This window comes from Marinobacter bohaiensis, assembly GCF_003258515.1.
Taxonomy (GTDB): Bacteria; Pseudomonadota; Gammaproteobacteria; order Pseudomonadales; family Oleiphilaceae; genus Marinobacter_A; species Marinobacter_A bohaiensis.
Map to the genome: position 1 here is coordinate 362,889 of NZ_QGEH01000001.1, position 25,143 is coordinate 388,031.

19 protein-coding genes and 1 tRNA gene are annotated in these 25,143 nt (G+C 58.0%); 15 read left to right on the forward strand and 5 right to left on the reverse strand.

Annotated elements, in window-relative coordinates:
- Positions 1-15: 15 nt before the first annotated feature.
- On the forward strand, positions 16-1,314 hold the full coding sequence (locus DKK67_RS01545; protein ID WP_111493730.1) for a TRAP transporter large permease: 1,299 nt from the start codon (positions 16-18) through the stop codon (positions 1,312-1,314).
- 93 nt (positions 1,315-1,407) lie between these two features.
- Here the strand turns inward: DKK67_RS01545 and DKK67_RS01550 are convergent, their stop codons facing one another.
- Positions 1,408-2,361: a LysR family transcriptional regulator gene (locus DKK67_RS01550; protein WP_162628714.1), complete on the reverse strand. Its 954-nt coding sequence runs from the start codon at positions 2,359-2,361 to the stop codon at positions 1,408-1,410.
- A 100-nt stretch (positions 2,362-2,461) separates the two neighbouring features.
- Between DKK67_RS01550 and DKK67_RS01555 the strand changes: the two genes are divergently transcribed.
- The 6 genes from DKK67_RS01555 to DKK67_RS01580 all read left to right on the forward strand — a co-directional run bounded on the left by DKK67_RS01555 (position 2,462) and on the right by DKK67_RS01580 (position 9,329).
- Positions 2,462-3,796, forward strand: coding sequence for an NAD(P)/FAD-dependent oxidoreductase (locus DKK67_RS01555; protein WP_204355704.1), 1,335 nt, complete (start codon positions 2,462-2,464; stop codon positions 3,794-3,796).
- A 36-nt stretch (positions 3,797-3,832) separates the two neighbouring features.
- The gene (locus tag DKK67_RS01560; protein WP_111493734.1) at positions 3,833-4,705 is read left to right on the forward strand and encodes a dihydrodipicolinate synthase family protein; all 873 of its coding nucleotides are present in this window, start codon (positions 3,833-3,835) and stop codon (positions 4,703-4,705) included.
- Between the two features lie 155 nt (positions 4,706-4,860).
- A complete protein-coding gene (locus DKK67_RS01565) occupies positions 4,861-6,348 on the forward strand; it encodes an aldehyde dehydrogenase (protein WP_111493736.1) in 1,488 nt (495 codons plus the stop codon).
- Between the two features lie 65 nt (positions 6,349-6,413).
- Positions 6,414-7,013, forward strand: coding sequence for a short chain dehydrogenase (locus DKK67_RS01570; RefSeq protein WP_111493738.1), 600 nt, complete (start codon positions 6,414-6,416; stop codon positions 7,011-7,013).
- A gap of 230 nt (positions 7,014-7,243) precedes the next feature.
- A complete protein-coding gene (locus tag DKK67_RS01575; protein ID WP_111493740.1) occupies positions 7,244-8,185 on the forward strand; it encodes a LysR family transcriptional regulator in 942 nt (313 codons plus the stop codon).
- Between the two features lie 247 nt (positions 8,186-8,432).
- A complete protein-coding gene (locus DKK67_RS01580) occupies positions 8,433-9,329 on the forward strand; it encodes a DMT family transporter (protein ID WP_111493742.1) in 897 nt (298 codons plus the stop codon).
- 652 nt (positions 9,330-9,981) lie between these two features.
- Here DKK67_RS01580 and DKK67_RS01585 read toward each other — a convergent pair.
- Positions 9,982-10,058, reverse strand: a tRNA-Arg gene (locus DKK67_RS01585).
- A 233-nt stretch (positions 10,059-10,291) separates the two neighbouring features.
- On the opposite strand from DKK67_RS01585, the gene DKK67_RS01590 reads away from it, so the two are divergent.
- The 4 genes from DKK67_RS01590 to DKK67_RS01605 all read left to right on the forward strand — a co-directional run bounded on the left by DKK67_RS01590 (position 10,292) and on the right by DKK67_RS01605 (position 14,343).
- Positions 10,292-10,498 carry a bacterioferritin-associated ferredoxin gene (locus DKK67_RS01590; RefSeq protein ID WP_111493744.1) on the forward strand — a complete coding sequence of 69 codons (207 nt, stop codon included), beginning with the start codon at positions 10,292-10,294 and terminating at the stop codon, positions 10,496-10,498.
- Between the two features lie 155 nt (positions 10,499-10,653).
- On the forward strand, positions 10,654-11,133 hold the full coding sequence (gene bfr / locus DKK67_RS01595; protein ID WP_111493746.1) for a bacterioferritin: 480 nt from the start codon (positions 10,654-10,656) through the stop codon (positions 11,131-11,133).
- Positions 11,134-11,486: 353 nt separating this feature from the next.
- Complete coding sequence (locus DKK67_RS01600) at positions 11,487-12,944, forward strand: mannose-1-phosphate guanylyltransferase/mannose-6-phosphate isomerase (RefSeq protein ID WP_111493748.1); 1,458 nt, start codon at positions 11,487-11,489, stop codon at positions 12,942-12,944.
- A gap of 43 nt (positions 12,945-12,987) precedes the next feature.
- Positions 12,988-14,343, forward strand: coding sequence for a phosphohexomutase domain-containing protein (locus tag DKK67_RS01605; protein ID WP_111493750.1), 1,356 nt, complete (start codon positions 12,988-12,990; stop codon positions 14,341-14,343).
- A 223-nt stretch (positions 14,344-14,566) separates the two neighbouring features.
- On the opposite strand, the gene DKK67_RS01610 is transcribed toward DKK67_RS01605, so the two are convergent.
- Together DKK67_RS01610 and DKK67_RS01615 are read right to left on the reverse strand one after the other, a co-directional pair.
- Positions 14,567-15,676, reverse strand: a complete 1,110-nt coding sequence (locus DKK67_RS01610) for a phospholipase A (protein WP_111493752.1) — start codon at positions 15,674-15,676, stop codon at positions 14,567-14,569.
- 36 nt (positions 15,677-15,712) lie between these two features.
- The gene (locus DKK67_RS01615) at positions 15,713-16,039 is read right to left on the reverse strand and encodes a hypothetical protein (RefSeq protein ID WP_111493754.1); all 327 of its coding nucleotides are present in this window, start codon (positions 16,037-16,039) and stop codon (positions 15,713-15,715) included.
- A 200-nt stretch (positions 16,040-16,239) separates the two neighbouring features.
- Between DKK67_RS01615 and DKK67_RS01620 the strand changes: the two genes are divergently transcribed.
- Complete coding sequence (locus DKK67_RS01620) at positions 16,240-16,665, forward strand: c-type cytochrome (RefSeq protein ID WP_111493756.1); 426 nt, start codon at positions 16,240-16,242, stop codon at positions 16,663-16,665.
- 81 nt (positions 16,666-16,746) lie between these two features.
- Here the strand turns inward: DKK67_RS01620 and rep are convergent, their stop codons facing one another.
- Positions 16,747-18,765 (reverse strand): DNA helicase Rep, encoded by a 2,019-nt coding sequence (gene rep / locus DKK67_RS01625; RefSeq protein WP_111493758.1) that lies wholly within the window; start codon positions 18,763-18,765, stop codon positions 16,747-16,749.
- A gap of 378 nt (positions 18,766-19,143) precedes the next feature.
- Here rep and DKK67_RS01630 point away from each other — a divergent pair, with 378 nt between their 5' ends.
- The 3 genes from DKK67_RS01630 to gshA all read left to right on the forward strand — a co-directional run bounded on the left by DKK67_RS01630 (position 19,144) and on the right by gshA (position 25,049).
- Positions 19,144-20,892 carry a putative bifunctional diguanylate cyclase/phosphodiesterase gene (locus tag DKK67_RS01630; RefSeq protein ID WP_111493760.1) on the forward strand — a complete coding sequence of 583 codons (1,749 nt, stop codon included), beginning with the start codon at positions 19,144-19,146 and terminating at the stop codon, positions 20,890-20,892.
- A gap of 209 nt (positions 20,893-21,101) precedes the next feature.
- Positions 21,102-23,435 (forward strand): Tex family protein, encoded by a 2,334-nt coding sequence (locus tag DKK67_RS01635; protein WP_111493762.1) that lies wholly within the window; start codon positions 21,102-21,104, stop codon positions 23,433-23,435.
- A gap of 57 nt (positions 23,436-23,492) precedes the next feature.
- On the forward strand, positions 23,493-25,049 hold the full coding sequence (gshA, locus tag DKK67_RS01640) for a glutamate--cysteine ligase (RefSeq protein WP_111493764.1): 1,557 nt from the start codon (positions 23,493-23,495) through the stop codon (positions 25,047-25,049).
- Positions 25,050-25,143: the final 94 nt, after the last annotated feature.

Below are 25,143 nucleotides of genomic sequence, written 5' to 3' on the forward strand. Positions count from 1 at the left end.
GCTGAGGTTTGAGTTATGGGTGCTTTAATATCGATTGGTGCTGTGATCGTATTGATGTTGTTGGGGGTGCCGGTCGTCTTTTCTTTTGCGGCTATGGTTGCTTCTCTTGCGTTCTTTTATGACGTCAATGTGGCCTTCCTGGCAACAACCGGGTTTTCCTCAATTAACTCCATCATATTGGTGGCCCTTCCGCTTTTCGTAATGACAGGTTACCTGATGCAGGAAGGCGGCATAGCGGCACGGCTTGTGCGCTTTGTTGAGGCATTGACTGGCCACTCCAGGGCCGGTATGGGGTCGTCGATGGTCGTTGCCTGTGGAATATTTGGCGCCATATCGGGCACCGCCTCTGCTGCGGTGGCGTCCGTGGGATCGATCATGGTGGGGCCAATGCAGAAACATGGTTATAACCGTGCTTATGTCAGTGGGCTTTTGGGAATATCGTCGCTGCTTGGTTTGCTGATTCCGCCCAGTATTACCATGATTTTGTATGCGGTGGTAACACGCCAATCTGTAGCTGCCTGCTTCCTAGCCACAATTGGTCCTGGCATCCTTTTGATGTTCTTTCTCTGCATCTACAACTACTTGACCACACAGCTAAATCCCGCCGAAGCGGGGAAAGCAAGAGTCATTGGTAACAGACTGAGAGAAATTGGTGACACAGGCTGGAAGGCAGTACCTGCTTTAATGCTCCCTGTAATCATCCTCGGTGGGATCTACGGGGGGGTATTCACTCCCACTGAGGCGGCTGCCGTAGCCGTGGCTTACGCGATTCCTGTTGGTTTGTTTGTCTATAAGGGGCTGGATTATAAAAAAATCCTGAAGTGCCTTGTCTGCGCAGCCACCACTTCTGGTGTCATCGTCATTATTCTGTTTTTTTCATTCATTGTAAGTCGAATCTTGACGTTCGAGGCGATTCCTCAGCAGCTTACTTCTTTTCTATTAGAGACGCTTGAGAATAAGGTTGTTATCCTGCTGATGGTAAACGTCTTCCTTATTCTCCTTGGCATGATAATGGACGACATCAGCGTGATTGCCATCGCCAGTCCGCTCCTCGTTCCTGTGATGGCGGAGCTTGGCATCGATCCGATACACTTTGCGGCGATCATTGGTACCAGTGTGGTGATTGGCTGTAACAGTCCACCCATGGCACCAATTCTATTCATGTCCTGCCGGGTGGCTGACGTTAGTGTTGCAAAAGCCTTACGCCCAGCGCTAGCTCTTATGCTCTTTACCGCTTTGCCAGTAATGCTGATTGTGACGTTCTGGTCTCCACTCGCGCTTACCCTGCCGGGTGTCATGGGATATTTGGACTGAGGCCGCTGGAAGATTGAGTGGGAAACCACACATTGTTTTATTGGTTTTCCGCTCAATTTCTGAAACCCTTGATCGTATCTCTTTCTGTTATTTCTATAGATTGCTCAGAAGCCAATTCTTGATTTTTAGTATGGCCTCTTGCTTGTCATTATTCTTCCGATGAATGAAGTAATGCACTGCATTTCCCAACTCAACGAATTGGCTTACTGGCCTGACCAATTTGCCTTCTTGCAATAAGCTCTCTACCAAGTGATGCCAGCCGAGAGCCACTCCCTGATGGTTTCGGACCAGTTTTATAAGGAGCTCGTAATTACTGGCGGTAAATGTGCCCTCGTCAATCTTTTCCGCTGGGTCTGCTCCCTGGAGAGTAAAATCGAACCATTGCCTCCAGCCAAACCCTTGATGTGCCATTGAGCCCTTTAGATGCAGTAGGTCCGCTTTGTGGAGATTCTCGACCTCGCTGATATATGGATGGCGTTCAAGATATTCTTGGCTGCAAACTGGGTAAACCTTTTCGCTAAACAGAGCGGTGGATACAAAGTTGTTATCTTGAGATGGGGTCAAGTTAATGTAGCAATCAATGTTTTGGTTGTGGTCAATGAGGTTGATGTCGTCCGTTGCATAAATTGACAGGTCTATGTCTGGGAACAGCGATCTCAGATCCCCAATTTTATTGGCCATCCAAAATATAGAAAACGCATGAGTCATAGCTATGCGAAGGTGTATTTTGGGGTTTGACGTTGTAGCTGGTGAAGGTGTTATTTCTTTTACTGTCTGAGCAATATGAGAAAAACAAACATAAGACGTCTCGTAAAGTCTTTGGCCGCTGTCGGTTAGCTCTATCGTCCGCCTTTCCCTCTTAAATAATGGGGTTCCCAGTTGATCTTCAAGTTCCCTCACTTGTCGGCTGACGGCTGATTGAGTCAGGCATAACGCTTTCGCCGCATCTGTAAAGCTTTTGTATCGTGCTGATGCAACAAAAGCCTTTAGGGCGGTTAGGGAAACCATCTTCGTAAAAAACGCGTCCGGTTGTATTTCCTCTTTCATGATTTTTAGTCCTGAATTTGTATGAGATTTTGTCGCTGGCGTTGTAAGAAGGACTAACTGTACGCTGAACCTTATCATGAACCGTGGTGGAGTTATATAAGTGGCAAAACAACAAAAGATTTCTGTGCTGCCTAAAGAGTCATCCGATAGTGGATGGTTTGCAACGCTTAGTGAGGTATCAGAAGCCAAAACACTCGCCGGGAATGTCGATACGGATTGGGTAGTCATTGGTGGCGGTTGGTTTGGTACGAGTGCCGCGCGGAGGCTTGCGGAGCTGAATCCTAACGACAGCGTTACGTTGGTTGATGCTGGAAGAATTGGAAATAATGCGGCTGGCCGCAGCGCGGGATTTGCAATTGATCTGGCTCACAATCCTCGATCTAAAAATTTTGCTGATAATGAGCAAGGTAATATTAACGAGTCTTTTGTGAATCGAGCTGGTATCGATTACTTAAGAGAAGTCGTTGAAAGTCATAGTATTTCTTGTGACTGGAGTCCGCAGGGAAAAATTCACTCCGCAGCAACGCTCCGAGGCGCGAAATGCCTGAGGACTTTCGCTGAGGCTCTCTCGAGAATCGGAGAGGAATACCATTGGTATAACGCGGAGGAAATGCGGGAGATAACTGGTAGTAGTCATTACCACCTGGGTCTGTTTTGTCCAGGCACAGTATTGATTCAACCTGCCGCTCTTTTGCGCGGACTGGTCGATAATATGCCGGATAACGTCACTGTTTATGAAAATACGCCCATCAATGAAGTGATTGATCACGGTGCGTATAAAACTCTGAATACCTCTGAAGGGACTATTAAAGCCAAGAAAATTATCTTGGCAAACAATGGCCTTATTTCGAGTTTTGGGTTTTATAAGAATGCGGCTGTTCCTATCTACACATACGCCAGCATGACACGTCAGCTTTCTGACAATGAATTGGAGCGGTTGGGAGGTAAGGGACCATTTGGCCTGATCCCCGCGGATCCGTTTGGGACCACGGTACGTCGGACAGCCGATAACCGCATATTCATTCGGAACGTTTATCGCTACGAGCCGAAATTTACCAGCCCTCTTGATGCGGTTGATGCGGCAAGGAGGATCCACCAGCAGTCCTTTGCAGCAAGGTTCCCGCAAGTTGCAGATATGGGTTTTGAGCACTCTTGGGGCGGGGCCTTATGTCTCTCCCAGAACAATGGTGGAACGGTTTTCGGAGAGTTGGCCAACGGTGTTTTTGGAGCCGGTTTCTGCAACGGAACTGGTATTGCGAAAGGGGCGATATTTGGAAAGGCCGTTGCGGAACTCGCCTCGGGCAAGACTTCTCGGGTCATCAATATCTTGTCGTCACGGCCGAGGCCGACTTCGTGGGCTCCGAAGTCGATTTTTGGATTGGCTGTTAAGGCTAATGCCGCTTATCGCTTGCGCAAAGCGGGAAAAGAAGTGTGAGTTTAAAACAATACAACCGATCAGGAGGTTAGTGATATGGCAGATTTGCATGGTGTTAGTTTGGCAATGCAGACGCCTTTTAAGGATGACGGAAGTATCGACTACGATCGTTTCTGCGATCTTATCGATCGATACATTGACGCGGGCGTTCATGGCGTCGTCATCAGTTCCGGTTCCGGTCAGCATCCATATTTGACAGAGGAAGAGTGTAATAAGTTGCTCTCTGTTGGCGTTGAGCGGATCGCTGGTAGAGCTTCGGTTATTATGCAAACTTCAGCTCTTAATATGTCCGAAGTTCTGCGTAGATCCATCGCTGCAGAGGGTTTGGGTGCGGATGCCATCATGGTGCTTCCTCCTTTTTTTGAAGGCCCGGTAACTGATGACGGTATCTTCAAGTTTTATGAGGAAGTGAACAAAGTCGTGGGTATCGATATTGTTGGTTACAATATTCCCGCGGCAACGCAAGTTGAAATTACTCCGGAGCTTTATCGTCGTCTTCTCGAGCTTGAAAACTTTAATTATATTAAAGATAGCTCCGGGGACATGATTAAAACGCAGATGCTGATTAACGAAGGCGGCAAGGTGCTCAATGGTGCGGATCCCATCGCCCCTTATGCCTTCATGGCGGGTGCTTATGGCGCTATTTGGGGGTCTGCCAACTTTATGCCGGAGGAATGTGTTGAGCTGTATAACCTGGTTAATAAAGGCCAGTACAATGAAGCGCTTGCACTGTGGGCCAAAATGTTCCCCTCCTCAACGTACCTCTGGTACAACAATTATATCCCGGCTGTTAAAGCTGCAGCCCGATATATGGGCTTCGATGCGGGTACTGTGCGCACACCATTGGCTGAAATTTCTGAGGAATCGGTCAAGCAGTTGATTAAGAGCCTGGAGCCGCTTAAGAGCTAACAACAGAATTCTAAATCTTGATTGTCGGGGCATGCCAGGACCTATGCATGTCCCAACTTCACGCCTTACGTAGCTAGCCTGACAATCTCAACGAACGAGGTGTGGTGGTATTTGCTTTCAATAAGACTATTGAGTTTCTGTGAAATGGTGTCCAAATGAATAATAAAAGTCTCTATCAAAGCATTTTTAATAACATGGATTTCCCCCAGGGAAATTTTATCAATGGTGGGTTTGTCGACGCTCACTCCGGTAAAAAACTGGAAACCATTAACCCGGCGACCGAAGAAAAATTGTGTGATATCGCCTCCAGTGGCGAGGCTGACGTTGAAACAGCGATTGCCAATGCTCGCGCTGTGTTCGACAGCGGAATCTGGTCCCGGTGTCACCCCTCCGAAAGAAAAGAAATCCTTGTCCGGTTCGCAGCCTTGATCCGTGCGCACCAGGACGAACTGGCGGTTCTGGAGAGCGTTGATAGCGGCAAGCCGATCAGTGATTGTCTCGAGGTGGATGTTCCCGAAACCGCGGATTGCATTGCCTGGCACGCTGAAGCGCAGGATAAGTTGTACGACCAAATTTCTCCGTCAGGGAACGACGCGCTCGGACTGATTGTCAGGGAGCCCATCGGTGTCGTTGGCGCTGTATTACCCTGGAATTTTCCTCTGTTAATGGCGGCATGGAAAATCGGTCCAGCACTGGCGACCGGGAACTCAGTCATTGTGAAGCCTTCTGAGTTGACCAGTCTTTCGATGCTTCGGCTGGCGGAACTCGCCGTGAAGGCAGGTCTGCCGAAGGGCGTGCTCAATGTCGTGACCGGCACCGGCCCGAACGTCGGGCAGGTCCTCGGATTACACCCGGACGTGGATGCAATCACCTTTACCGGATCGACCGCTACCGGACGCCGTTTCCTTGAGTATTCAGCCCAAAGCAATATGAAACGGGTGGTCCTGGAGACGGGGGGCAAGAGTCCCTGTGTGGTGCTGGAGGATGCAGATTTAGATCGGGTGGCCAAACACGTCGTTCTCAGTTTCGTTAGCAATATGGGGCAGGTGTGCACGGCGAATACCCGATTGATTGTTCCCGCGTCGTGCAAGGACGCCTTGTTGACGAGAATAAGTGACGAGATCAAAGCGTGGACGATCGGTGACCCCCTGGACCCAGAATCCCGCCTTGGGCCCTTGGTCAGCAAAGAGCACTATTCCAAGGTTGTGGGCATGATCGACAAGGGCGTCAGGGAAGGGGCCACTAAGCTCGGTGGCGAGCAAGCATTTGAGGGCCCAGGGTACTATTTGGCTCCCGTCGTGTTTGATGATGTCGACAACGCCATGGCTATCGCCCGGGAGGAAATCTTTGGCCCGGTGCTTTCTGTCATCACCTACGAAAACACTGAGCAAGCCGTTGAAATTGCTAATGATAGTGATTTTGGACTGGCGGCTTCGATCTTCACCAAGGACCTGACCAGTGCCCATCGACTTGCGCGCCGTTTACGTGCCGGAACGGTATCCGTGAACAGCTACAGCGAGGGCGACGCCTCAACCCCGTTCGGCGGTTACAAGCTGTCTGGCTTCGGTGGGAAAGATAACGGTGTCCAAGCTCACGACCAGTACACGGAGCAGAAGACAATCTGGGTCGATCTGTCGGAGTGAATCCGGTCAGTTCGAGTGGTTTCTCTGTGTTCCATAAAGCGATTTAAGTTATTTCAGGTGTAGTTATGAAGATTGTCCTTGTTGGAGTAAATGGTGCGATTGGCCAGGCTGTGCAGCGGCACCTTGGAGAGCGTCACACGATAATCGGCGCCTCGCGGACCAACGCAGAGCTAAAAATCGACATGACAGATAGCCAGAGCATCCGGTCGGCGTTCGAGAGCGTTGGCAATTTTGATGCCCTGATCGTTGCCGCCGGAGCCGTGGCGTTCAACACGTTTCCGGCCATGACAGACGATGAGTGGCAATTAGGGCTTGATAGCAAGCTCATGGGCCAAGTAAAGCTGGCTCAAATCGCGCTGGATTACCTGAATCCCCATGGCTCGATCACGCTTACGAGTGGGGTGACCAGTAAGGAATCGATAGCCATGGGTGCCTCCTCGAGCATGGCAAATTCCGCTTTGGAAAGTTTTGTGAGAGCCGCCTCTACGGAGCTTCCCAATCATTTGAGAATGAACATTGTCAATCCAACGGTGCTTGAGGAATCCGTGGGCCAGTATGGCGAATATTTCTTGGGCTTCGAACCAGTGTCCTCTACCTCTGTCGGGTACGCGTATCAGCGTTCTGTGGAAGGTGTTGAGAACGGTCGAACGTATGAAGTTTTTTGATTGCTGAACGCTGAAACCTCTGGGTTTCGGGCTTTGGAGAGGGCTATTCATTCCGTGTTTGTGTTGCATGCTCGTTATCGTTAGCTCTCTCCTTTTTTCGTAATCGAAGATCTTCGGTCAACGGAAGTTCCCACTGAACCGTTTAAAGCCGCCTGTGGTGAAGCTTCCTGGGCGAGGCGAAGCTAAATCTCGCTTTGCCGGTTTTCGGTGACTGGAACGTGAGTGCCGGTATGGTAAAGAAATTTGGAAACCCGTCTACGTTGGGTCAGATCGGTGATTCAGACCTGAGGCAGCTGAAAATTTTCAAGGTTGTTGTCGATTGTGCGGGGTTTACCCAGGCGGCAGCCGAGTTAAACGTCACCCGCTCGGCAATCAGCAGCAGCATGGCAGATCTGGAAGCAAGGCTGGGGCTCAAACTTTGTAATCGGGGGCGCTCAGGGTTTTCGCTCACTGATTCCGGTAGAAAAATCTACAAATACACTAACGACTTGCTGGCCTGCGTTAATGAGTTCAGGTTAAAGGTCAATCTCATTCACTCCTCATTAACCGGCGAGCTTAATGTTGGGGTCGTTAACAATCTCATTTCATGTCCCAAGATGCGTATCGTGAACTCCCTTCGGAAGTTTAAAAACGAAGCGCCGATGGTAAAAATAAACTTTGTGACCATGCCGCCAAATGAAGTGGAGCGAAGGGTGCTGGGAGGCGAGCTGGATATTGGGATCGTTCCACAGCGCAAGGAGATATCGGGTCTTCATCTACATAAATTGTATGGAGAAAAAGTCGGCCTGTTTTGTGGCGAACTGCACCCCCTTTACGCCCTGAATGATTCCGACATTACCGATTCGATGCTCCTAGAGTACGACATGGTGGCTCCCAACTATTCCACCGTAAAGTCTGCCGAGAATCTCTATAGGGATTTTAAGGTGACGGCAGAAGTGAGTGATGGTGAAAGCATTGCATTCCTGCTGATGACTGGCTGTTTTATCGGGTTTCTCCCCATAAACTATGCCCGTCAGTGGGTTGATAAAGGCCAGTTCAGGCAGGTATTGGCCAACAAATATGAACATAAAAAAACGTATGTGGCCCTCTCTGGCGCCGGCCAGAGCAGAGACCCTGTGGTTGAACTCTATCTGGAGTGCCTCACAACGGATGCAGAGAGAGTTGGGGCGTAACCCTCGCGGTGACCTGTTTCTGGGGTTAACGTCTTCCGCGCTTTCTTGAAGCAGATAACCAGTGCATTTCGGCAAGGCCGATGCTGGAATTGACAGTACCCGCTACAACCCCCGTATAATTACCGCAGGTGAAGGCATCTGTACTGGTTCGCTCCAACGTTAGAGAAGAAATTGGGAGCGACACCGGGCCTTCTTGCGGCCTCCGCATACTCTAACCATTCTGAAACTCCAACGAATGGTTAGATGCATGCAAAAAAAACACCTGTTTTTCCTCCTACTTATACTCGGAACCGCATTCTGGGGCGTCTCGTTTGCCTACGTAAAAGCCGGCGTGGCAGACGGCTCTCCTTTCGTTTTCCTCACCTATAAGTTCGCTCTCGCCGCATTAGCTCTAGCGGTACTGTTCGCGAAGCGGTTTCGCCGTCTCGACTGGAATACTATCTTCGCCGGTACCCTGATTGGACTTCCGTTGCTGTTCGGTAACGTGTTCCAGACCATAGGGTTACAACATACCAGCGTCACCAACACTGCCTTTATTACCGGCTTGGATGTTCTTTTGATTCCCTTCTTTAAATGGAGCTTCTTCAGAAAGCCCGTAAAAGGCCGTATATGGGTCTCTTGCTCGGTGGCGCTACTTGGACTTTATCTGATAGTGGCGAAACACGGGTTAAACCTGAATGCTGGCGACATTTGGGTTATGGCTTGTGCTGTTTTCTTTGCTAGCTACGTTATGACGGTAGGGTGTTTTGCGCATCGGTTCGATGCAATGCTAACAGTAATAGTTGCGATGACAGTATGCAGTCTCGGCAGTGGGCTTGGGGCTATATTTGATGAGCAGGCAATATGGATTCCTTCAGAAATGCAATTTTGGAAAGGGGTTCTTATTACAGGCCTGCTCGGTACTGCTTACATGTATGGAATACAAAGTTCGGCTCAGAAGTACATAGAAGAAGAGAAGGTGGCCTTAACCTACCTTTGTGAGCCCATTTTTGCGGCTGTTGCCGGCGTGATCATGCTTGGAGAATCGCTCAATGCCCGCACTATTTTCGGTGGCTTATTAATTTTGGTCGCATTGTTGATTGCAGAGTTGGACCTAAAGTGCCTTCGGCCACGAGAGCCGAAGCGGGGTGGGGCCTCTCTTTGAAGCCTGCTAATGTCGACTGTGCAAGGAATGGATCATTACCCATGATAGCCGTGGATGGCCGCTAACCTTTTCGTATCACGTTGGCTCCTCGGTGAGATGGGACACTAGTCCGTGGGTTGGGAACATGGAAAGGAGCGGATGAGTAGAAATCGGAAGGTGGCAGCTGTCGAATGGGGCAAAGGTCGAGGTTGGTGACAATAATGTTTAAGGTTCAAGACGTTGGGAATGTCTAGAGATAATCGAGGCACAGAAGGCAAAAAAGGTCTGAGTTCCCAATCGGGTCTTTGAAATCATCGCCCGCCCGATAGGGTGAGCCACGACCGTTTGTCCGGTGGACAAACGCAGCGTAGCGAACGGCAACCAGGAGCAGAGCGACAAAAAAACGGGTGACTGGAAATCCGAGGAAGGGGTGTCGTCCGACTCTGAGTCGTAATATGAACTTGTGCACTGCCTGAACGGATAGGATGGACTCGCAACGCTCTGTGCGCGTTGCTCGGGGCTTCGCCCCTTCGGGGCCGTCGTCACGACGTTCCGACGTTCTCTCCGTCTGCGTCGCAGACTCCGAGTCGAACCGTAGGTTCTTCATCGGCCATCGAGCAAACCAAAGTTCCACAAAAAAGCCCCACACGAGGCGGGGCTTTTTTGTGGAATATGGCCCGCCCGATAGGATTCGAACCTATGACCTTCGCCTCCGGAGGGCGACGCTCTATCCAGCTGAGCTACGGGCGGATGCTATGAACCGTTTTGACGGTCCAAAGCTCACGAAACCAGCGCCAAGCGCCAATTTCGAGTGCGCAATCTTACGTGTGGCCGGGCCTTGTGTCCAGCCCCGCGTGGTGGCGAGTTCTTTTGAGACGTTGTGGCGAATTGTTACACAAAAATCATGCCCCAGGGGTTGCGTTCTCAATCGCTAATAACAATAATTATCAACAACATTTACAGCGCCTATTGAGACTCTCTCTATGTACGTTTGCCTGTGTTACGGGGTGACGGATCGCCAAATTCGAGAGGCCGCCGAGGATGGATGTCGGTCTATGCGCCAGCTGGGTAAAGACCTCGGGGTCGGTCGCCAGTGCGGGCGCTGTGCCACGATGGCTCGCGAGATCCTGCGCGAGTGTCAGTCTGAAGACTATATGAATCTCGCCGCGATGCTGGCCCAGCCGGCCTGACGGTCGGCGCCGGCGTCAGCAAAACCTGCCCTTTCCTTCCCGCCGCGTGTGGCGCGGCTTCCCGGGTACTGCGAATCATTTCCCGCTGCGATTTTTTATCGCGGGCATTCCATCTATCCTGTTGATCTCACACATCAGGAAAGGAGTTCGCAGCCATGAAGGGTGATAAGAAAGTCATCCAGTACCTCAATAAGGTGCTCGCCAATGAACTGACGGCGATCAACCAGTATTTCCTTCATTCACGCATGTACAAGGACTGGGGCATCACTCATCTGGCGGCCAAGGAATACGAAGAGTCCATCGATGAGATGAAGCACGCCGATCAGCTGATCGAGCGCATCCTGTTTCTGGAAGGGCTGCCCAACCTGCAGGACCTGAACAAACTGCTGATTGGCGAGGATGTCCAGGAGATGATTGAGTGCGATCTCAAGCTGGAGCATGCCGCGCACAAGGACCTCAAGGAAGCCATCGGCTACTGTGAGGACATCAAGGACTACACCAGCCGACAGCTGTTCCGGTGGATCCTCGACAGCGAGGAAGAGCACATCGACTGGCTGGAAACCCAGCTCGACATGATCAAGAAGATGGGTATCCAGAATTACGTGCAGCTGCAAAGCGGTCACGCCGACGGCTGAATGATTACAGGGTGCCGGTCCTTTGGCCGGCGCTCTGCCCATCGTATCCTGGTAACCGACCCGGAAAACCGGGCGTTTTTAGGGCTGTTGCCCTGCCTTTGTGCCCGTTCATCCAGTGGGCCTCCCAACCCCTCCGTATTGCCCCGTCTTTATCACTTTTTAATGTTCGGTCAGCCCGTTGAATTCCTGTGTATTATCGGTATTCCACCGGATGTCCGGGGCCATGTCTGGCGCCCGAGGCACGGAAATTGAATCGCGTTAAGCAGGCCGGTGCATGAGACTGTCATGTCCATCCGGCAGCATGAAATCCCTCGCGGCAGTAAGGAGGCGAGGGCCATCAGGGAGGGTTACCGATGATTCCAGTCATTCTTTCCGGCGGCACGGGCTCCCGGCTCTGGCCGCTGTCTCGCGAAGCGTTTCCCAAACAGTTCCTGCAGCTGGCCGGGGAGGAAAGCCTGCTGCAGCAGACCCTGTCGCGGCTGCCGGAGGATCGGGTGTCAGATCCGCTGATCGTGGCGAGCAACCAGCACCGCTTTATCCTCAGCGAGCAACTCGAAGCCATTGGCTGCCAGCCGCGCTCCATCCTGCTCGAGCCCTTTGCCCGCAACACCGCGCCGGCGGTGGCCATGGCGGCGCTGGCGATTGCCGACGAGAACCCGGAGGCGTTGATGCTGGTGCTGCCGGCGGACCATAACGTTCGTGACGAGGCGGCCTTTCGCGCCGCTCTGGCGCAGGGCGAATCCGCTGCCGCCACCGGCTCACTGGTGCTGTTCGGGGTCTTGCCCAGTGGGCCGGAGACGGATTACGGCTATATCGGCGCCGAGCCGGCGCCGGACCTGGACGATGGCCTGCTGCGGGCCAACCAGTTCCTGGAGAAACCGGATCGTGCCACGGCCGAGCGCATGCTCGCCAAGGTCGGCCATTTCTGGAACAGCGGCATCCTGCTGTGCCGGGCGGACCGTTACCTCGAGGAACTGCGCCGGCTCAGCCCGGACATCTACGACACCTGCCGGTTGGCGGCTGGCCACGTCTGGGCCGATCTCGAGTTCTCACGGATCCCGTCGGAAATCTACGAGCATTGCCCCGAGGATTCCGTGGACCGGGCGGTTCTGGAGAAGACCGACAGCGCCGTGGTGGTCCCGCTGGATGCCGGTTGGCGCGACATGGGCTCGTGGTCGGCGTACTGGGAGTCTAGCGAGCAGGACGAGCAGCAGAACGTGGTGGTCGGCGATGCACTGATGGAGGACGCCCACGGCTGCCTGGTGCATGCCGGGGGCCGGCTGGTCACGATGCTGGGCGTTAACGATCTGGTGGTCGTCGACACCCGCGATGCGCTGCTGGTGGCGCGCCGCCACCGGGTGCAGGAGGTCAAGGAGCTGGTCGAGAAGATGCGCGCGGAGGAGCGCCCGCAGGTGGACGCTCACCGCGAGGTCTATCGGCCCTGGGGCAGCTACGACAGCGTCGATGCCGGGCATCGTTTCCAGGTGAAACGCATTTCCGTGAAGCCTGGTGAGCAGCTGTCCCTGCAGAAACACCACCACCGGGCGGAGCACTGGATCGTGGTCAGCGGCACCGCCGAGGTGACCCGCAACGACGAGACCTACCTGCTGACCGAGAACGAATCCACCTACATTCCCATCGGCGCCGTGCATCGCCTGGCGAACCCGGGCAAGATCCCGCTCGAGCTGATCGAGGTGCAGTCCGGCGCCTATCTGGGCGAGGACGATATCGAACGCCTGCAGGACAACTACGGCCGAACCGAGCAGGCCGGTGACGAGACAACGGCCCCGGCGTCGGCCGAACGGGCCTGAGCCGGCGCCGCGTGCTTACCAATGCCACTCAAAGGAGACATTGATGGCTTACTCATGCTTTAAGGCATACGACATTCGGGGTCGCATTCCCGACCAGTTGAACCCGGACCTGGCCGAGCGCATCGGACGCGCTTTCGTGGCCGTGACCGGCGCTAAAAAGGTGGTGGTGGGTTACGACATCCGCCTCTCCAGCCCGGAAATGGCCGAGGCCCTGAGCAAAGGCCTGATGGCCGCGGGCGCCGACGTATACGACATCGGCCTGTGCGGCACCGAGCAGGTGTACTTTGCCACCAGCCACTACGAGATGGACGGCGGCATCATGGTCACCGCCAGTCACAACCCGAAGGACTATAACGGGATGAAGCTGGTGCGTGAGGACTCCAAGCCGATCAGTAACGACACCGGCCTGCGCGACATTCATGATCGTCTCGACGAGGCGTTCGAGGACGCCCCCACGCCGGGAAGCTACCAGACGCTGGAAGACGCCGAGGATGCCTACATCGAGCACCTGTTGGGCTACGTTGACATGAGCAGCCTCAAGCCGCTGGCGATTACGGCCAATGCCGGTAACGGCGGCGCCGGCCGGGTCATCGACAAGCTGGAAAAGCGCCTGCCGTTCAACTTCATCAAGCTGCAGAACGAGCCGGATGGTCACTTCCCCAATGGTGTGCCCAACCCGATCCTGCCGGAGAACCGCACCGTCACCGAGGCGGCGGTGAAAGCCAACCGCGCGGATATGGGCATCGCCTGGGATGGCGACTACGACCGTTGTTTCTTCTGGGACGAGAACGGCCGTTTCATCGAGGGGTATTACATCGTCGGGCTGCTGGCGGACCAGTTCCTGAGCAAACAGGGCGGTGGCGCAGTCATCCACGACCCGCGTCTGATCTGGAACACCCAGGATCTGGTGGAAAAAGCCGGCGGTCGCGCGGTGGAGAGCAAGACCGGCCACGCCTTCATCAAGGAACGCATGCGCGCCGAGGACGCCGTCTACGGCGGTGAGATGAGCGCCCACCACTATTTCCGCGATTTCGCCTATTGCGACAGCGGCATGATTCCCTGGCTGCTGCTGGCGGAGCGCCTGTGCCAGTCCGGCCAGACCCTGTCGTCGCTGATCGACGAGCGCATCGAGGCCTACCCGGCCAGCGGCGAGATCAACCGCACCATTCAGGATCCGGCCAAGGTCATCCAGGCGATGGAGGAAAAATACGGAGCGGACGCCGAGTCGGTCAGCCATGTGGATGGTCTGAGCGTGGCCTTCAAGGACTGGCGCTTCAACCTGCGCATGTCCAATACCGAGCCGGTCGTCCGCCTGAACGTGGAGTCCCGCGGCGACAAGGCGCTGATGGAGGCGAAAACCGAAGAGCTGCTGGCGGAGATGGAGCGGCTCAACGGCTGATTTGTTGCCTGTTAGCCTCTGCGAAAACGCCCCGGCATGACCGGGGCGTTTTCGTTTCTGGGGGCGTTTCGCGTCTGCCGTTGTCTGGTATCGGCCGCCCGTCGCGCGGCTCGGAAGCTGAAGCTTCCGCTACATTACTTCGGGAGTGATCGTCTTTTACGGCAAAAACGTCAGTGCCTGTGACGCCGCCAGGCATCCGCAACTATCCCGATGTCTCGCAGCCTCACAGCCAGTCGTTCAGCATGATGCCGATCCCGATCCGCTGGACGCGTTCGTTGTAGTCGATCAGGCTCTCGCCGTAGCCGTTGAAGTACTGCACGAAGCCCTTGACCGTATCGCCGATCGGGAAGCTGTAGCCGAGGGTGACCGACGTCTTGTTGTCGTCCGTGCGCAGGTTGTTGCGCAGTTTCAGCGAGAAGGTGCGATCACTGTCGACTTTGTAAACCGCCCAGTAGTCGGCGTAGCCCAGATACTTCTCGATGTCGGGGTTGTCGTCCTCGGATTTGGATTCGGGAATCCGGTACCAGGGCTGGACCATGAACATCCAGCGGTCCCAGGTGTACACCGCGCCACCCATGATGCGGTTCCAGCTGCGTGAGCGTGGATCCGACTGGCCGTTGGACTGGTGGTTGAGGCCGAGGGACAGCGCCTCCAGCCGGCCCGGGCCCAGATCCCACTGGGCCGCGTAGCGCGCGAACAGCTCCGGCTCGTAGTTGGTCTCGCGGAAGGGTTTGGAGGCGTCGCTGTTGAAGACCTGCCAGAAAGACACCTGAGTGTAGCCGAACCACAAGGTGGTGCGGTCGTCGAACATGCCCGTCAGCAGGGGCACCTTGAAGCTGATCTGGTACTTGGCTTCGTCGTAGTCCAGCGGTTTGTCGTAGTCGGTAAACCCCTGGGTGGGGCTGTACGGCCGATCATTGGGGTCGTGCACGTAAGTGTACGGCAGGATGTACGTCGGACGGTGGGAGACGAAGCTACCGGAAAACGAAAAAAGAGCCTTTTCGGTGGCGAAGTAGCGATCCACCGCAGAGTCTGCGGTATCGCCTTCGCGTTCCTCAACGCCACTCTCGCCGTCGGTTACAGCGTTGTTCTCCGGCGTCAGCTGCAGTCGCTCGGTCGCCTCGTCGGCCCGTTCAATGCGCTCATCGCTGGCCCGTTCCCGGGCCTCCTGTGGATCGGTGATGGCATCGTAGCAGGCCAGCCGCTGCACGCCGTTTTCGATCAGGGCGCAGTCGTCGGCGGCGAAGCCCTGGAAATCCGGTGTGGTGGCGTCGTCCTGTGCGGCGGCCAGCGGCGCGGTCAGGGCCAGGCAAAGGGCGGGTAATGCTCGCATAACGTCGGTCCGTCCGTGTCAGTGAATCCCGTGGGCTCAGAGGCTTTGCCAGGTCTGGGCGATGGAGTAGGCCCAGACACCGAGCAGCGTCACGGCGAGCAGGCCAAAGATGAGTTTGTGTTTGAATGCACTTTCCGCTTCCACGTTGGCCACCCAGCGCAGATACATCAGGCCGATGAAGCTGAGAAACACCGCCAGGCTGGACAGGGCCGGAATCAGCAACCACATTGGATTGAGTTGGCCGTCGGGGCCGGCCATCCGACCGAGCAGCATCATCGAGCCGACCAGGATAGCCAGGGCCGTGAATTCCGTGATCAGCAGCGGTCGGCGCCAGGGGTGCGCCTTGGGAAATTGTTTCGGCATTCGGAACTCCTTGGTTTGCGGCCCATGATACCCATTACGTTGCGAACGGGTCAGGTGATTAACTGAATTTTAAGGAAGTTTCTTTGCCGCTGGTATTGGCGGACGGGCCGGATCCGACGGTCGTTGGGCTTGTTTTTTTTAGCGGCTATAATGCGTGACCATAATATAAACAGAAACGGGTGGGGGTACTCACTGTGACGATGATGAGAGTTCTGGTGGCCGTTCTGCTGGTGTTGGGGCTGCAGGGCGGCAGCGCGACGGCTGCCGTGGAGGATCAGATCAAGGCACGCATTGCGCCGATCGGTACCGTGTGTGTGGACGGTGAGGACTGCGGGGATATCCTGACCTCCGCTGCGCCGGCCTCCGCATCGGCCTCCTCCGGGCCTCGCTCCGGGGAGGAGGTCTACCAGTCCGTCTGCGCCGCCTGCCACAACGCCGGTGTGGCCGGCGCGCCGGTGACGGGCGATGCCCCGGCGTGGTCGCCCCGCCTGGAAAAGGGGCTGGACACTCTGGTCACCCATGCCATCGAGGGTTTCAACGCCATGCCCGCCAAGGGCGGCTGCGCCAACTGCCCGGACGAGGAAATCCAGGCGGCGGTGGAGCACATGGTGGAAGCGGTCGAATAACGGCGCGTCCTGACGCTGAACGTCGTTCAACCGGAAGCCGGGCAATGCCCGGCTTCGTTGTGTTTGGCCCCGGGGCGGTGGTCAGGCGCCCAGGTCCCCCAGCAGAGCGCTCAACGTGGCCTTGCCCTTGCGCTGGTTGGCCGCCTCATCGGTGTCGCCGGTGCCTTCCCAGAGCACATCCTCTTCCGGCAATTCATCCAGGAAGCGGCTGGGAATGGTCTCGATCTTCTCGCCGTACTGTTTGCGCTGGGCGGCGTAGGTCAGCGCCAGGGTCTCCCGCGCGCGGGTGATGCCCACGTACATAAGCCGGCGCTCCTCCTCGATGTTGTCCTCCTCGATACTGGAGCGGTGCGGCAGGATTTCCTCTTCCAGCCCCATGATGAACACGTGGGGAAACTCCAGACCCTTGGAAGCGTGCAGGGTGAGCAGCTGGACTTTGTCGCTGTCGTCCTCTTCCTCGCGCTGCTCCATCATGTCGCGCAGGATCAGCCGGCTGATGGCGTCCTCGATGCCCAGCTCGTCCGCCGTGCCCTTGCCGTCGTCCAGCATGCGCTGGATCGAGTCGACCAGGTACCAGATGTTGTCCATGCGCCGCTCCGCCTGCTTGGGCGTGCCGGCGTGCTGGTGCAGCCACTCCTCGTACTCGATGTCGGTGAACAGCTGCTTGATCACCGGAATCGGATCTTCCCGGAACAGGCGCTGGCTGGTGCGGTCGGTCCAGTGGGCGAAACGCCGCAGCTTGTCCAGGCCGCGCTCCGAGACGTGCTCCTCGGCGCCCAGGTCGTGCAGCGCCTTGAACATGCTGACGTTGCGCCCGCGCGAATAGTGGCCCAGTTGCTCCAGCGTGGCCGGGCCGATCTCCCGGCGCGGGACGTTGACCACGCGCAGGAACGCCGCGTCGTCGTCCGGGTTGATCATCAGCCGCAGGTAACTCATGGCGTCCTTGATCTCGTTGCGCGAGAAGAACGACTGGCCGCCGGAGATGCGGTAGGGAATCTGGTAGGCCTGAAGCTTCATTTCCAGCAGGCGGGACTGGTGATTGCCCCGGTAAAGCACGGCAAAATCCCGGAAGTCGATGCCTTTTTTCAGCTTCTGGTCGAGAATCTCGGTGGCGATGCGTTCGGCCTCGGCGTCCTCGTTGCGACAGCGCACGATGCGGATCTCGTCGCCGATGGTGTGGTCGCTCCACAGTGCTTTCTCGAACACGTGCGGGTTGTTGGCGATGACCGTGTTGGCGCACCGCAGGATGCGCGAGGTGGAGCGGTAGTTCTGCTCCAGCTTGACGATCTTGAGGCTGGGGAAGTCGTCCTTCAGGGTGGCCAGGTTTTCCGGTCGCGCGCCGCGCCAGGCGTAGATCGACTGGTCGTCGTCGCCCACCACCGTGAAGGCGGCGCGGTTGGCCACCAGCAGTTTGACGAGCTCATACTGGCACAGGTTGGTGTCCTGGTACTCGTCCACCAGCATATAGCGGATCTTGCGGCGCCACTTCTCCAGCACGTCCGGGTGGGTCTGGAAGAGCTGCACCGGCAGCAGGATCAGGTCGTCGAAGTCCACGGCGTTGTAGGCTTTCAGGTATTCCTGGTAACGCTTGTAGATCAGGGCGATGCGCTGCTCGCGCTCGTCCTCGGCCCGGCTCAGGGCGTGGCCCGGCGCCCACATGGCGTTCTTCCAGTTGGAGATGGTCATCTGGATGTCGGACAGCTCGTCGCCGGCGTCGGCGCTGTCCTCGCGCAGCATCAGGTCCTGCAGCAGGGCCTTGGCGTCCTCGGCGTCGAAAATGGAGAAGCCCGGGTGGTAGCCCAGGTGGGCGTGCTCCTCCTTGATCATGTTCAGGCCAAGGTTGTGGAAGGTGGACACGGTCAGGCCGCGGGTCAGCTTGCGATCGACCAGGCGTGTCACCCGCTCCTTCATTTCCCGGGCCGCCTTGTTGGTAAAGGTCAGGGCGGCGATATGTCGCCCGGGGATGCCTACGTTCTCGATCAGGTAGGCCATCTTGCGGGTGATCACGCTGGTCTTGCCGCTGCCCGCGCCGGCCAGGACCAGCAGGGGGCCATCGACATAGTGAACCGCTTCACGTTGACGGGGGTTAAGCTGTGCCACGGGTGTCCTGCCTGAAAAATTCGTTTACCCTTGGAGCCGCTGCGGCGCGCCGGGAACGAGATCGCCGGTTGGGGGCAAAAAAGAGGCCTCATTCTACACCAGTCGGCGCAGTGGGTTTACCATTGTCTGGCGGACTGTCGGGATCTACCGATGGGACGCCGGATCCGGCTGGAGTCGGGGGCAAAAAGGCGCTGCATCGCCTGACGCCGTCGTCTATGCTGTTCATGCACGCTATGGAAAGGGCGGAATCAGAAAACATGCTCGAGTTGTTGTACCCGGCACCTGCAGGGGAATTCGGCATCGTCAGTGCGGTTCGACGCGTCGGGGCGGAAGCGTCCGCTGGCGCCGCACGACAGACAAGGGAGTTAGCCGCTGCGGATGATTGACCTGGACGACCCGTGGAGTACCACCACAATCCGTCTGCTGATCCTGACACCGGAACTGCAGGACTACCTGTGGTACGCCCACCTGCTACGCCAGAATCCCGAGTTGCGGGTGGAACTGACCTGGTGCCCGGAACTGGCCGACTGTGAAGACCTGATCAGCCACACCCAGTTCGATGTGGTGCTGTGGGACAGCGTCATGTTCGTCACCTCGCAGACGGTGTTTCTGCAGTACCTCGCCGTGGCTGGCGACGAGCGTCCGGTGGTGGCCCTGGGGGCCGAGCCGGAGGCGATCGGCCTGCCGCCGGCGCGGGTCAACGGCGCCACCGACTACCTCTGCAAGGGCCGGCTGGATCCCTGGAACCTGGGGCGGGCCCTGATGTGCGCCCTGTACCGGCATCGGGCCATGGCGGTCACCCACGGCGAGCTGGGGCGCGAGGTGGCCAGCGGCTTCATCAATCGCGACCTGTTCTTCGATCGCATGCAACAGGCCATCCTGCGCGCCGAGCGCCATGACCACCGCCTGGCCCTGCTGCACGTCAACCTGGACGAGTTCCGGTCGGTCAACGACAGCCTGGGCTTTCAGGCCGGCGACCAGCTGATTCTCAAGCTGGCCGAACGGTTGCGCCGGGTGCTGCGTCGGGTGGATTCGCTGATGCGCATCGGCGGCGACGAGTTCGCCATCATCATTGAGCGGGTGGAGAACTCCCTCGATGTCACCCAGGTGATCCGCAAGCTGGTGTCCGCCCTCAACGAGCCGGTGGTGGTGGACGGCAAGAGCGTGATGCTCAGCGCCAGCGTCGGCATCGCCACCTACCCGGAAGCCGGCAACACGCCGGAGATACTGCTGCGCCAGGCCAATCGCGCGATGTTCGAGGCCAAGCGCGACGCCGGTACCAGCTACCGCTTCTACAACCAGCAACTGCACATCACCGTCGGGCGCCAGTTGACCCTGGAAGCGGACCTGCGCAATGCCTTGCGCGGCAAACAGTTGGAACTCTATTACCAGCCGCGCATCGACCTGATCACCGAGGAAGTGCGCGGCGTTGAGTGCCTGTTGCGTTGGAATCATCCCGAGCGGGGCCTGGTCGGCCCGGACGAATTCATCCCCGCCGCCGAGCGCAGCGGGCTGATTGTCCCCATCGGCTACTGGGTGCTGGAGCAGGCCTGCGAGCGCCTGCGCGAGGCTTCGTCGCTGGGGTATCCGGGCATGGTGTTCGCGGTGAACCTGTCGTTCCGGCAGTTCCACGACCGCAAGATGACCGAGACCATCTTCCGCATCATCTACAACGCCAGCATCGACACCAGCCTGCTGGAGCTGGAACTGACCGAAAGCGCCATGATGCACGATCCGGACTACGCCCAGCGCTGCCTGCGCGAGCTCAACCAGCTGGGCATCAGCTTCGCGCTGGACGACTTCGGCACCGGCTTCTCCTCGCTGAGCAATCTGCAGCACCTGCCCATCTCCCTGGTCAAGATCGACAAGTCCTTCGTCCAGCGCCTGGGGGAGAGCGGCGACGCCGAACACATCATCCGCGCCATCATCAGCCTGGCCCACAGCCTGCAGATGAGCGTGGTGGCCGAGGGCGTGGAAACCGCCGGCCAGCTCGACTTCCTGCGCCAGCAACACTGCGATGAGGTGCAGGGCTACTACTACGCGCGCCCCATGCCCTGGTCGGACCTGGTGACCTTCCTGGAATCCCGCAACCGCCGCATTGGGGGCGACGTGGGCAGCGACGCCTGACGCGGTTCCCGGCCGCGCCGCCGCACCTGTCCGGGCCATTGGCTTGTCCACGGCCCCCGCGCCCTGTACCTTTCGCTCCATATTCCTGAAACCCGACGGACGCGGCCGGCCGCGTCCTGTCCTGAATCATCCGGGGATCGCCGACAGCACCGCCATGGCGCTATAATCCGCGGTTTCCTCCGGTAGCCAAGCAACGCAAGTGAGGTGGCATGAACAGTATTTTCCAGCGGATCGCCGATGAACTGGGCGTTCGACAACAACAGGTCAGTGCAACGGTCGGACTGCTCGACGAAGGCGCCACGGTGCCGTTCATCGCCCGGTATCGGAAAGAAGTGACCGGCTCGCTCGACGACAGCCAGTTGCGGACCCTGGAAGAGCGCCTGCGCTACCTGCGTGAGCTGGAAGACCGTCGCGCCACCATCCTGTCCAGCATCGACGAGCAGGGCAAACTCACCGACGAGCTGCGCGAGGCCGTCGAGTCCGCCGATACCAAGAACCGCCTGGAAGACCTCTACCTGCCGTACAAGCCCAAACGCCGCACCAAGGCCCAGATTGCCCGGGAAGCGGGGCTGGAGCCGCTGGCCGACGCGCTTTATGACGATCCGACCCAGGACCCGGACACCCTGGCCGCGGACTACCTCAATGCCGAGGCGGGTATCGAGGACGCCAAGGCGGCGCTCGACGGCGCCAAATACATCCTCATGGAGCGCTTCGCCGAGGACGCCGAACTGCTGGGCCGTCTGCGCGATTTCCTGTGGGAGCAGGGCACCTTGAAGGTCAGCGTGGTGGCCGGCAAGGAAAACGAGGGCGCCAAGTTCCGGGATTATTTCGAGCACAGCGAGCCGCTGAAGAAGGTGCCGTCGCACCGGGCCCTGGCCATCCTGCGCGGCCGCAACGAGGGTATCCTCAACTACAGCATCGTGATCGGTGACGACGAGGACGACCGCACCAAGGCCTCCCCGGCCGAGCAGACCATCGCCGGTCACTGGAAGATTCGAGACCAGGGCCGCCCGGCGGATCGCTGGCTCAACGAGGTGGTGCGCTGGACCTGGCGGGTCAAACTGTCCACCCACCTGGAAACCGAGCTGGTGGCCCAGGTGCGTGAGTCGGCCGAGGCCGAGGCCATCCAGGTGTTCGCCGCCAACATCAAGGATCTGTTGCTGCTGGCACCGGCCGGCCCGCGTCCGACGCTGGGCCTGGACCCGGGCCTGCGCACCGGCGTCAAGGTGGCTGTGATCGACGGCACCGGTCAGGTCACCGATCACGGCGCGATTTTCCCCCACGCACCGCAGAACAAGTGGGATGCGTCCATCGAGCAGATGGCCAAGTGGTGCCGTCAGCACAAGATCGAGCTGATCGCCATCGGTAACGGCACCGCGTCGCGCGAAACCGAGAAGCTGGCGTCCGACCTGATCAAACGCTATCCGGAGCTCAACCTGGCACGCATCGTGGTCAACGAATCCGGCGCGTCCATCTACTCCGCGTCCGAATTCGCCGCCCGCGAGCTGCCGGACCTGGACGTGACCATCCGCGGCGCCGTGTCCATCGCCCGTCGGCTGCAGGATCCGCTGGCGGAGCTGGTCAAGATCGAGCCCAAGTCGATCGGCGTGGGGCAGTACCAGCATGACGTGTCCCAGGTGCAGCTGGCGCGCAGCCTGGACGCGGTGGTCGAGGACTGTGTCAACGGCGTCGGCGTCGACCTGAATACCGCGTCCGTGCCATTGCTGGCACGGGTGGCCGGTCTCAACCAGGTGACCGCCCAGAACATCATCGAATTCCGTAACCAGAACGGCACGTTCCATAACCGCAAGCAGCTGCTGGACGTACCGCGCCTGGGCGCCAAGACTTACGAGCAGGCGGCCGGCTTCCTGCGCATCGCCGGGGGTGAAAACCCGCTGGATCGCTCTTCGGTACACCCGGAGGCCTATGGCGTTGTCGAGGCCATCGCAAAGGACAGTGGCCGGTCCGTGGGTGAGCTCATCGGCGACAGCGCCTTCCTGCGCAGTCTCGATCCACAGCGTTTCGTGACCGACAAGTTCGGCTTGCCCACGATCAAGGACATCATCGCCGAGCTTGAAAAACCGGGCCGCGACCCCAGACCTGAATTCCGGTTCGCCACGTTTGAGGAAGGGGTGGAAACCCTGAAGGACCTCAAGCCGGGCATGGTGCTGGAAGGCAGCGTGACCAACGTGACCAATTTCGGCGCGTTCGTGGACATCGGCGTTCACCAGGACGGCCTGGTCCACATTTCGGCGCTGTCGCACCAGTTCGTCAAGGACCCGCGGGAAGTGGTCAAGGCCGGCGACATCGTCAAGGTGAAGGTCATGGAAGTGGACGTGCCCCGTAAACGGATCGGCCTGTCCATGCGTATGGATGACCAGCCGGGCGAAGGCAAGGCCGAGCGCAACGAGCGCAGCCGCGGTGGTGAGCGCCGCCAGGGCCGCGGCAACAAGGCGGGCCGGGACAACCAGAAGGCGCCCCAGGGCGCCATGGCCGGGGCGTTGGCGCAGGCATTGGCCTCCGCCAACAAGAAAGGCCGCTGATACACTGAACAGAGACCATCGGCGTTTCCGGGCGCCGATGGACCCAAGGAGTCTGACATGGGCGATTCCCGCAAGGGGCTATTCCGGCAGTTCTCGGCGCAGGACTGGCATGGGTTCCGCAAGGGCCTTGAGAAAGAAGGGTTGCGGGTGGATCCGGACGGGTTTATCGCCCAGACGCCGCATCCGGAGGGGCTGGGTTCCACACTGACCCACTCCCGCATTACCACCGACTATTCCGAGGCCCTGCTGGAGCTGATCACTCCGGTCTGCCAGGACACCCGCTCGCTGCTGCAATCCCTGCGCGACACCCATCGCTTCGTGCAGTCCAAGCTGGGCGACGAAGTGCTGTGGTCCGCCAGCATGCCCTGTCGCCTGGATGGCGACCCGAGCATCCCGATCGCTGTCTACGGCAGCTCCAACAGCGGCCAGCTGCGCCACGTCTACCGTAAAGGGCTGGCGGTGCGTTACGGCCGCATGATGCAGAGCATCGCCGGGGTGCACTACAACTTCTCCCTGCCGGACCGCTTCTGGGAGCGCTGGCAGCAGGCCCTGGATGACAGGCGCAGCCTGCAGGATTTCAAGTCGGACCAGTACTTCTGGCTGATCCGCAACTTCCGGCGCCGCAGCTGGCTGCTGATGCTGCTTTTCGGGGCATCACCGGCCCTGGACGCCAGCTTCGTGGACGGCGTCTCCCACCACCTGGACCGCTTCTCCGACGATACCTGGGTGGGCGAACCGGCCACGTCCCTGCGCATGGGGGATCTGGGGTACCACAACAATGCCCAGGCCTCGCTGGACATCTGCTTCAACGAGCTGAAGACCTATACCGACACGCTGTACCGGGCGATCCATACGCCGTGGCCGGCTTACGAGAAGATCGGTGTGCAAGATGCGCAGGGTCGTTACCAGCAGATCAACACCAACGTGCTGCAGATCGAGAACGAGTACTACAGCGCGGTTCGTCCCAAACGGTCGACCGAACGCGGCGAGAAGCCGATCCAGGCCCTGCGCAGCCGCGGCGTGGAGTACGTGGAAGTGCGCTGTCTCGATCTGGACCCGTTCGAGCCGCTGGGCATCGGCGCCAGCCAGATCGATTTCCTCGACCTGTTCCTGTTCGATTGCCTGCTCAGCGACAGCGACGTGATCGGCGACGCCGAATGCGACCGTCTCGACGGCAGCTACAAGGATGTGGTGGCCAACGGCCGGCGCGAAGACCTGAGTATCTGCTTCGACGGTCAGCAGACGCCGGTACTGGAGGCCGCTTCCGGTCTGCTGGAGCGACTGCAGGGGCTGGCCGAACAGCTGGACGCGTTCAATGGCGATTCGGTGTATCGTGATGCCCTGGAGGCTCAACGACAGGTCATCCAGAACCCGCAACAACTGCGCTCACAGCGCGTGCTCGACGCGATGCGCGAAGCCGGTGAAGGGCACCTGGCCTGGAGTCTCCGGCAGTCGCGCGCCCACCAGGCGGCGCTGCGGGCGCACCCACTGGATACCGGCACCCAGGCTCTTTACGAGCGCATGGCGGCGGATTCCATCGCCACACAGAAAGAGCTGGAAGCCGATACGTCGCAGACGTTTGAGGAATACCGCAAGGCTTACCTGGCAGACTGATCACAACCCCGGTGTCGTCCGGCATCAGGGGTGTGGCAGGTGTTGTCTAAAAACTGATCACCTGTTAGCTTGCGCTAAGGCGATCAGGGAGACG

Excerpts from the sequence above, each read along its gene's own strand:
- DKK67_RS01545 (WP_111493730.1), top strand. The coding sequence starts at position 16 with ATGGGTGCTTTAATATCGATTGGTGCTGTGATCGTATTGATGTTGTTG.
- DKK67_RS01550 (WP_162628714.1), bottom strand. The coding sequence starts at position 2,361 with ATGAAAGAGGAAATACAACCGGACGCGTTTTTTACGAAGATGGTTTCC.
- DKK67_RS01560 (WP_111493734.1), top strand. The coding sequence starts at position 3,833 with ATGGCAGATTTGCATGGTGTTAGTTTGGCAATGCAGACGCCTTTTAAG.
- DKK67_RS01565 (WP_111493736.1), top strand. The coding sequence starts at position 4,861 with ATGAATAATAAAAGTCTCTATCAAAGCATTTTTAATAACATGGATTTC.
- DKK67_RS01570 (WP_111493738.1), top strand. The coding sequence starts at position 6,414 with ATGAAGATTGTCCTTGTTGGAGTAAATGGTGCGATTGGCCAGGCTGTG.
- DKK67_RS01575 (WP_111493740.1), top strand. The coding sequence starts at position 7,244 with ATGGTAAAGAAATTTGGAAACCCGTCTACGTTGGGTCAGATCGGTGAT.
- DKK67_RS01580 (WP_111493742.1), top strand. The coding sequence starts at position 8,433 with ATGCAAAAAAAACACCTGTTTTTCCTCCTACTTATACTCGGAACCGCA.
- DKK67_RS01590 (WP_111493744.1), top strand. The coding sequence starts at position 10,292 with ATGTACGTTTGCCTGTGTTACGGGGTGACGGATCGCCAAATTCGAGAG.
- bfr (WP_111493746.1), top strand. The coding sequence starts at position 10,654 with ATGAAGGGTGATAAGAAAGTCATCCAGTACCTCAATAAGGTGCTCGCC.
- DKK67_RS01600 (WP_111493748.1), top strand. The coding sequence starts at position 11,487 with ATGATTCCAGTCATTCTTTCCGGCGGCACGGGCTCCCGGCTCTGGCCG.
- DKK67_RS01605 (WP_111493750.1), top strand. The coding sequence starts at position 12,988 with ATGGCTTACTCATGCTTTAAGGCATACGACATTCGGGGTCGCATTCCC.
- DKK67_RS01610 (WP_111493752.1), bottom strand. The coding sequence starts at position 15,676 with ATGCGAGCATTACCCGCCCTTTGCCTGGCCCTGACCGCGCCGCTGGCC.
- DKK67_RS01615 (WP_111493754.1), bottom strand. The coding sequence starts at position 16,039 with ATGCCGAAACAATTTCCCAAGGCGCACCCCTGGCGCCGACCGCTGCTG.
- DKK67_RS01620 (WP_111493756.1), top strand. The coding sequence starts at position 16,240 with ATGATGAGAGTTCTGGTGGCCGTTCTGCTGGTGTTGGGGCTGCAGGGC.
- DKK67_RS01630 (WP_111493760.1), top strand. The coding sequence starts at position 19,144 with ATGATTGACCTGGACGACCCGTGGAGTACCACCACAATCCGTCTGCTG.
- DKK67_RS01635 (WP_111493762.1), top strand. The coding sequence starts at position 21,102 with ATGAACAGTATTTTCCAGCGGATCGCCGATGAACTGGGCGTTCGACAA.
- gshA (WP_111493764.1), top strand. The coding sequence starts at position 23,493 with ATGGGCGATTCCCGCAAGGGGCTATTCCGGCAGTTCTCGGCGCAGGAC.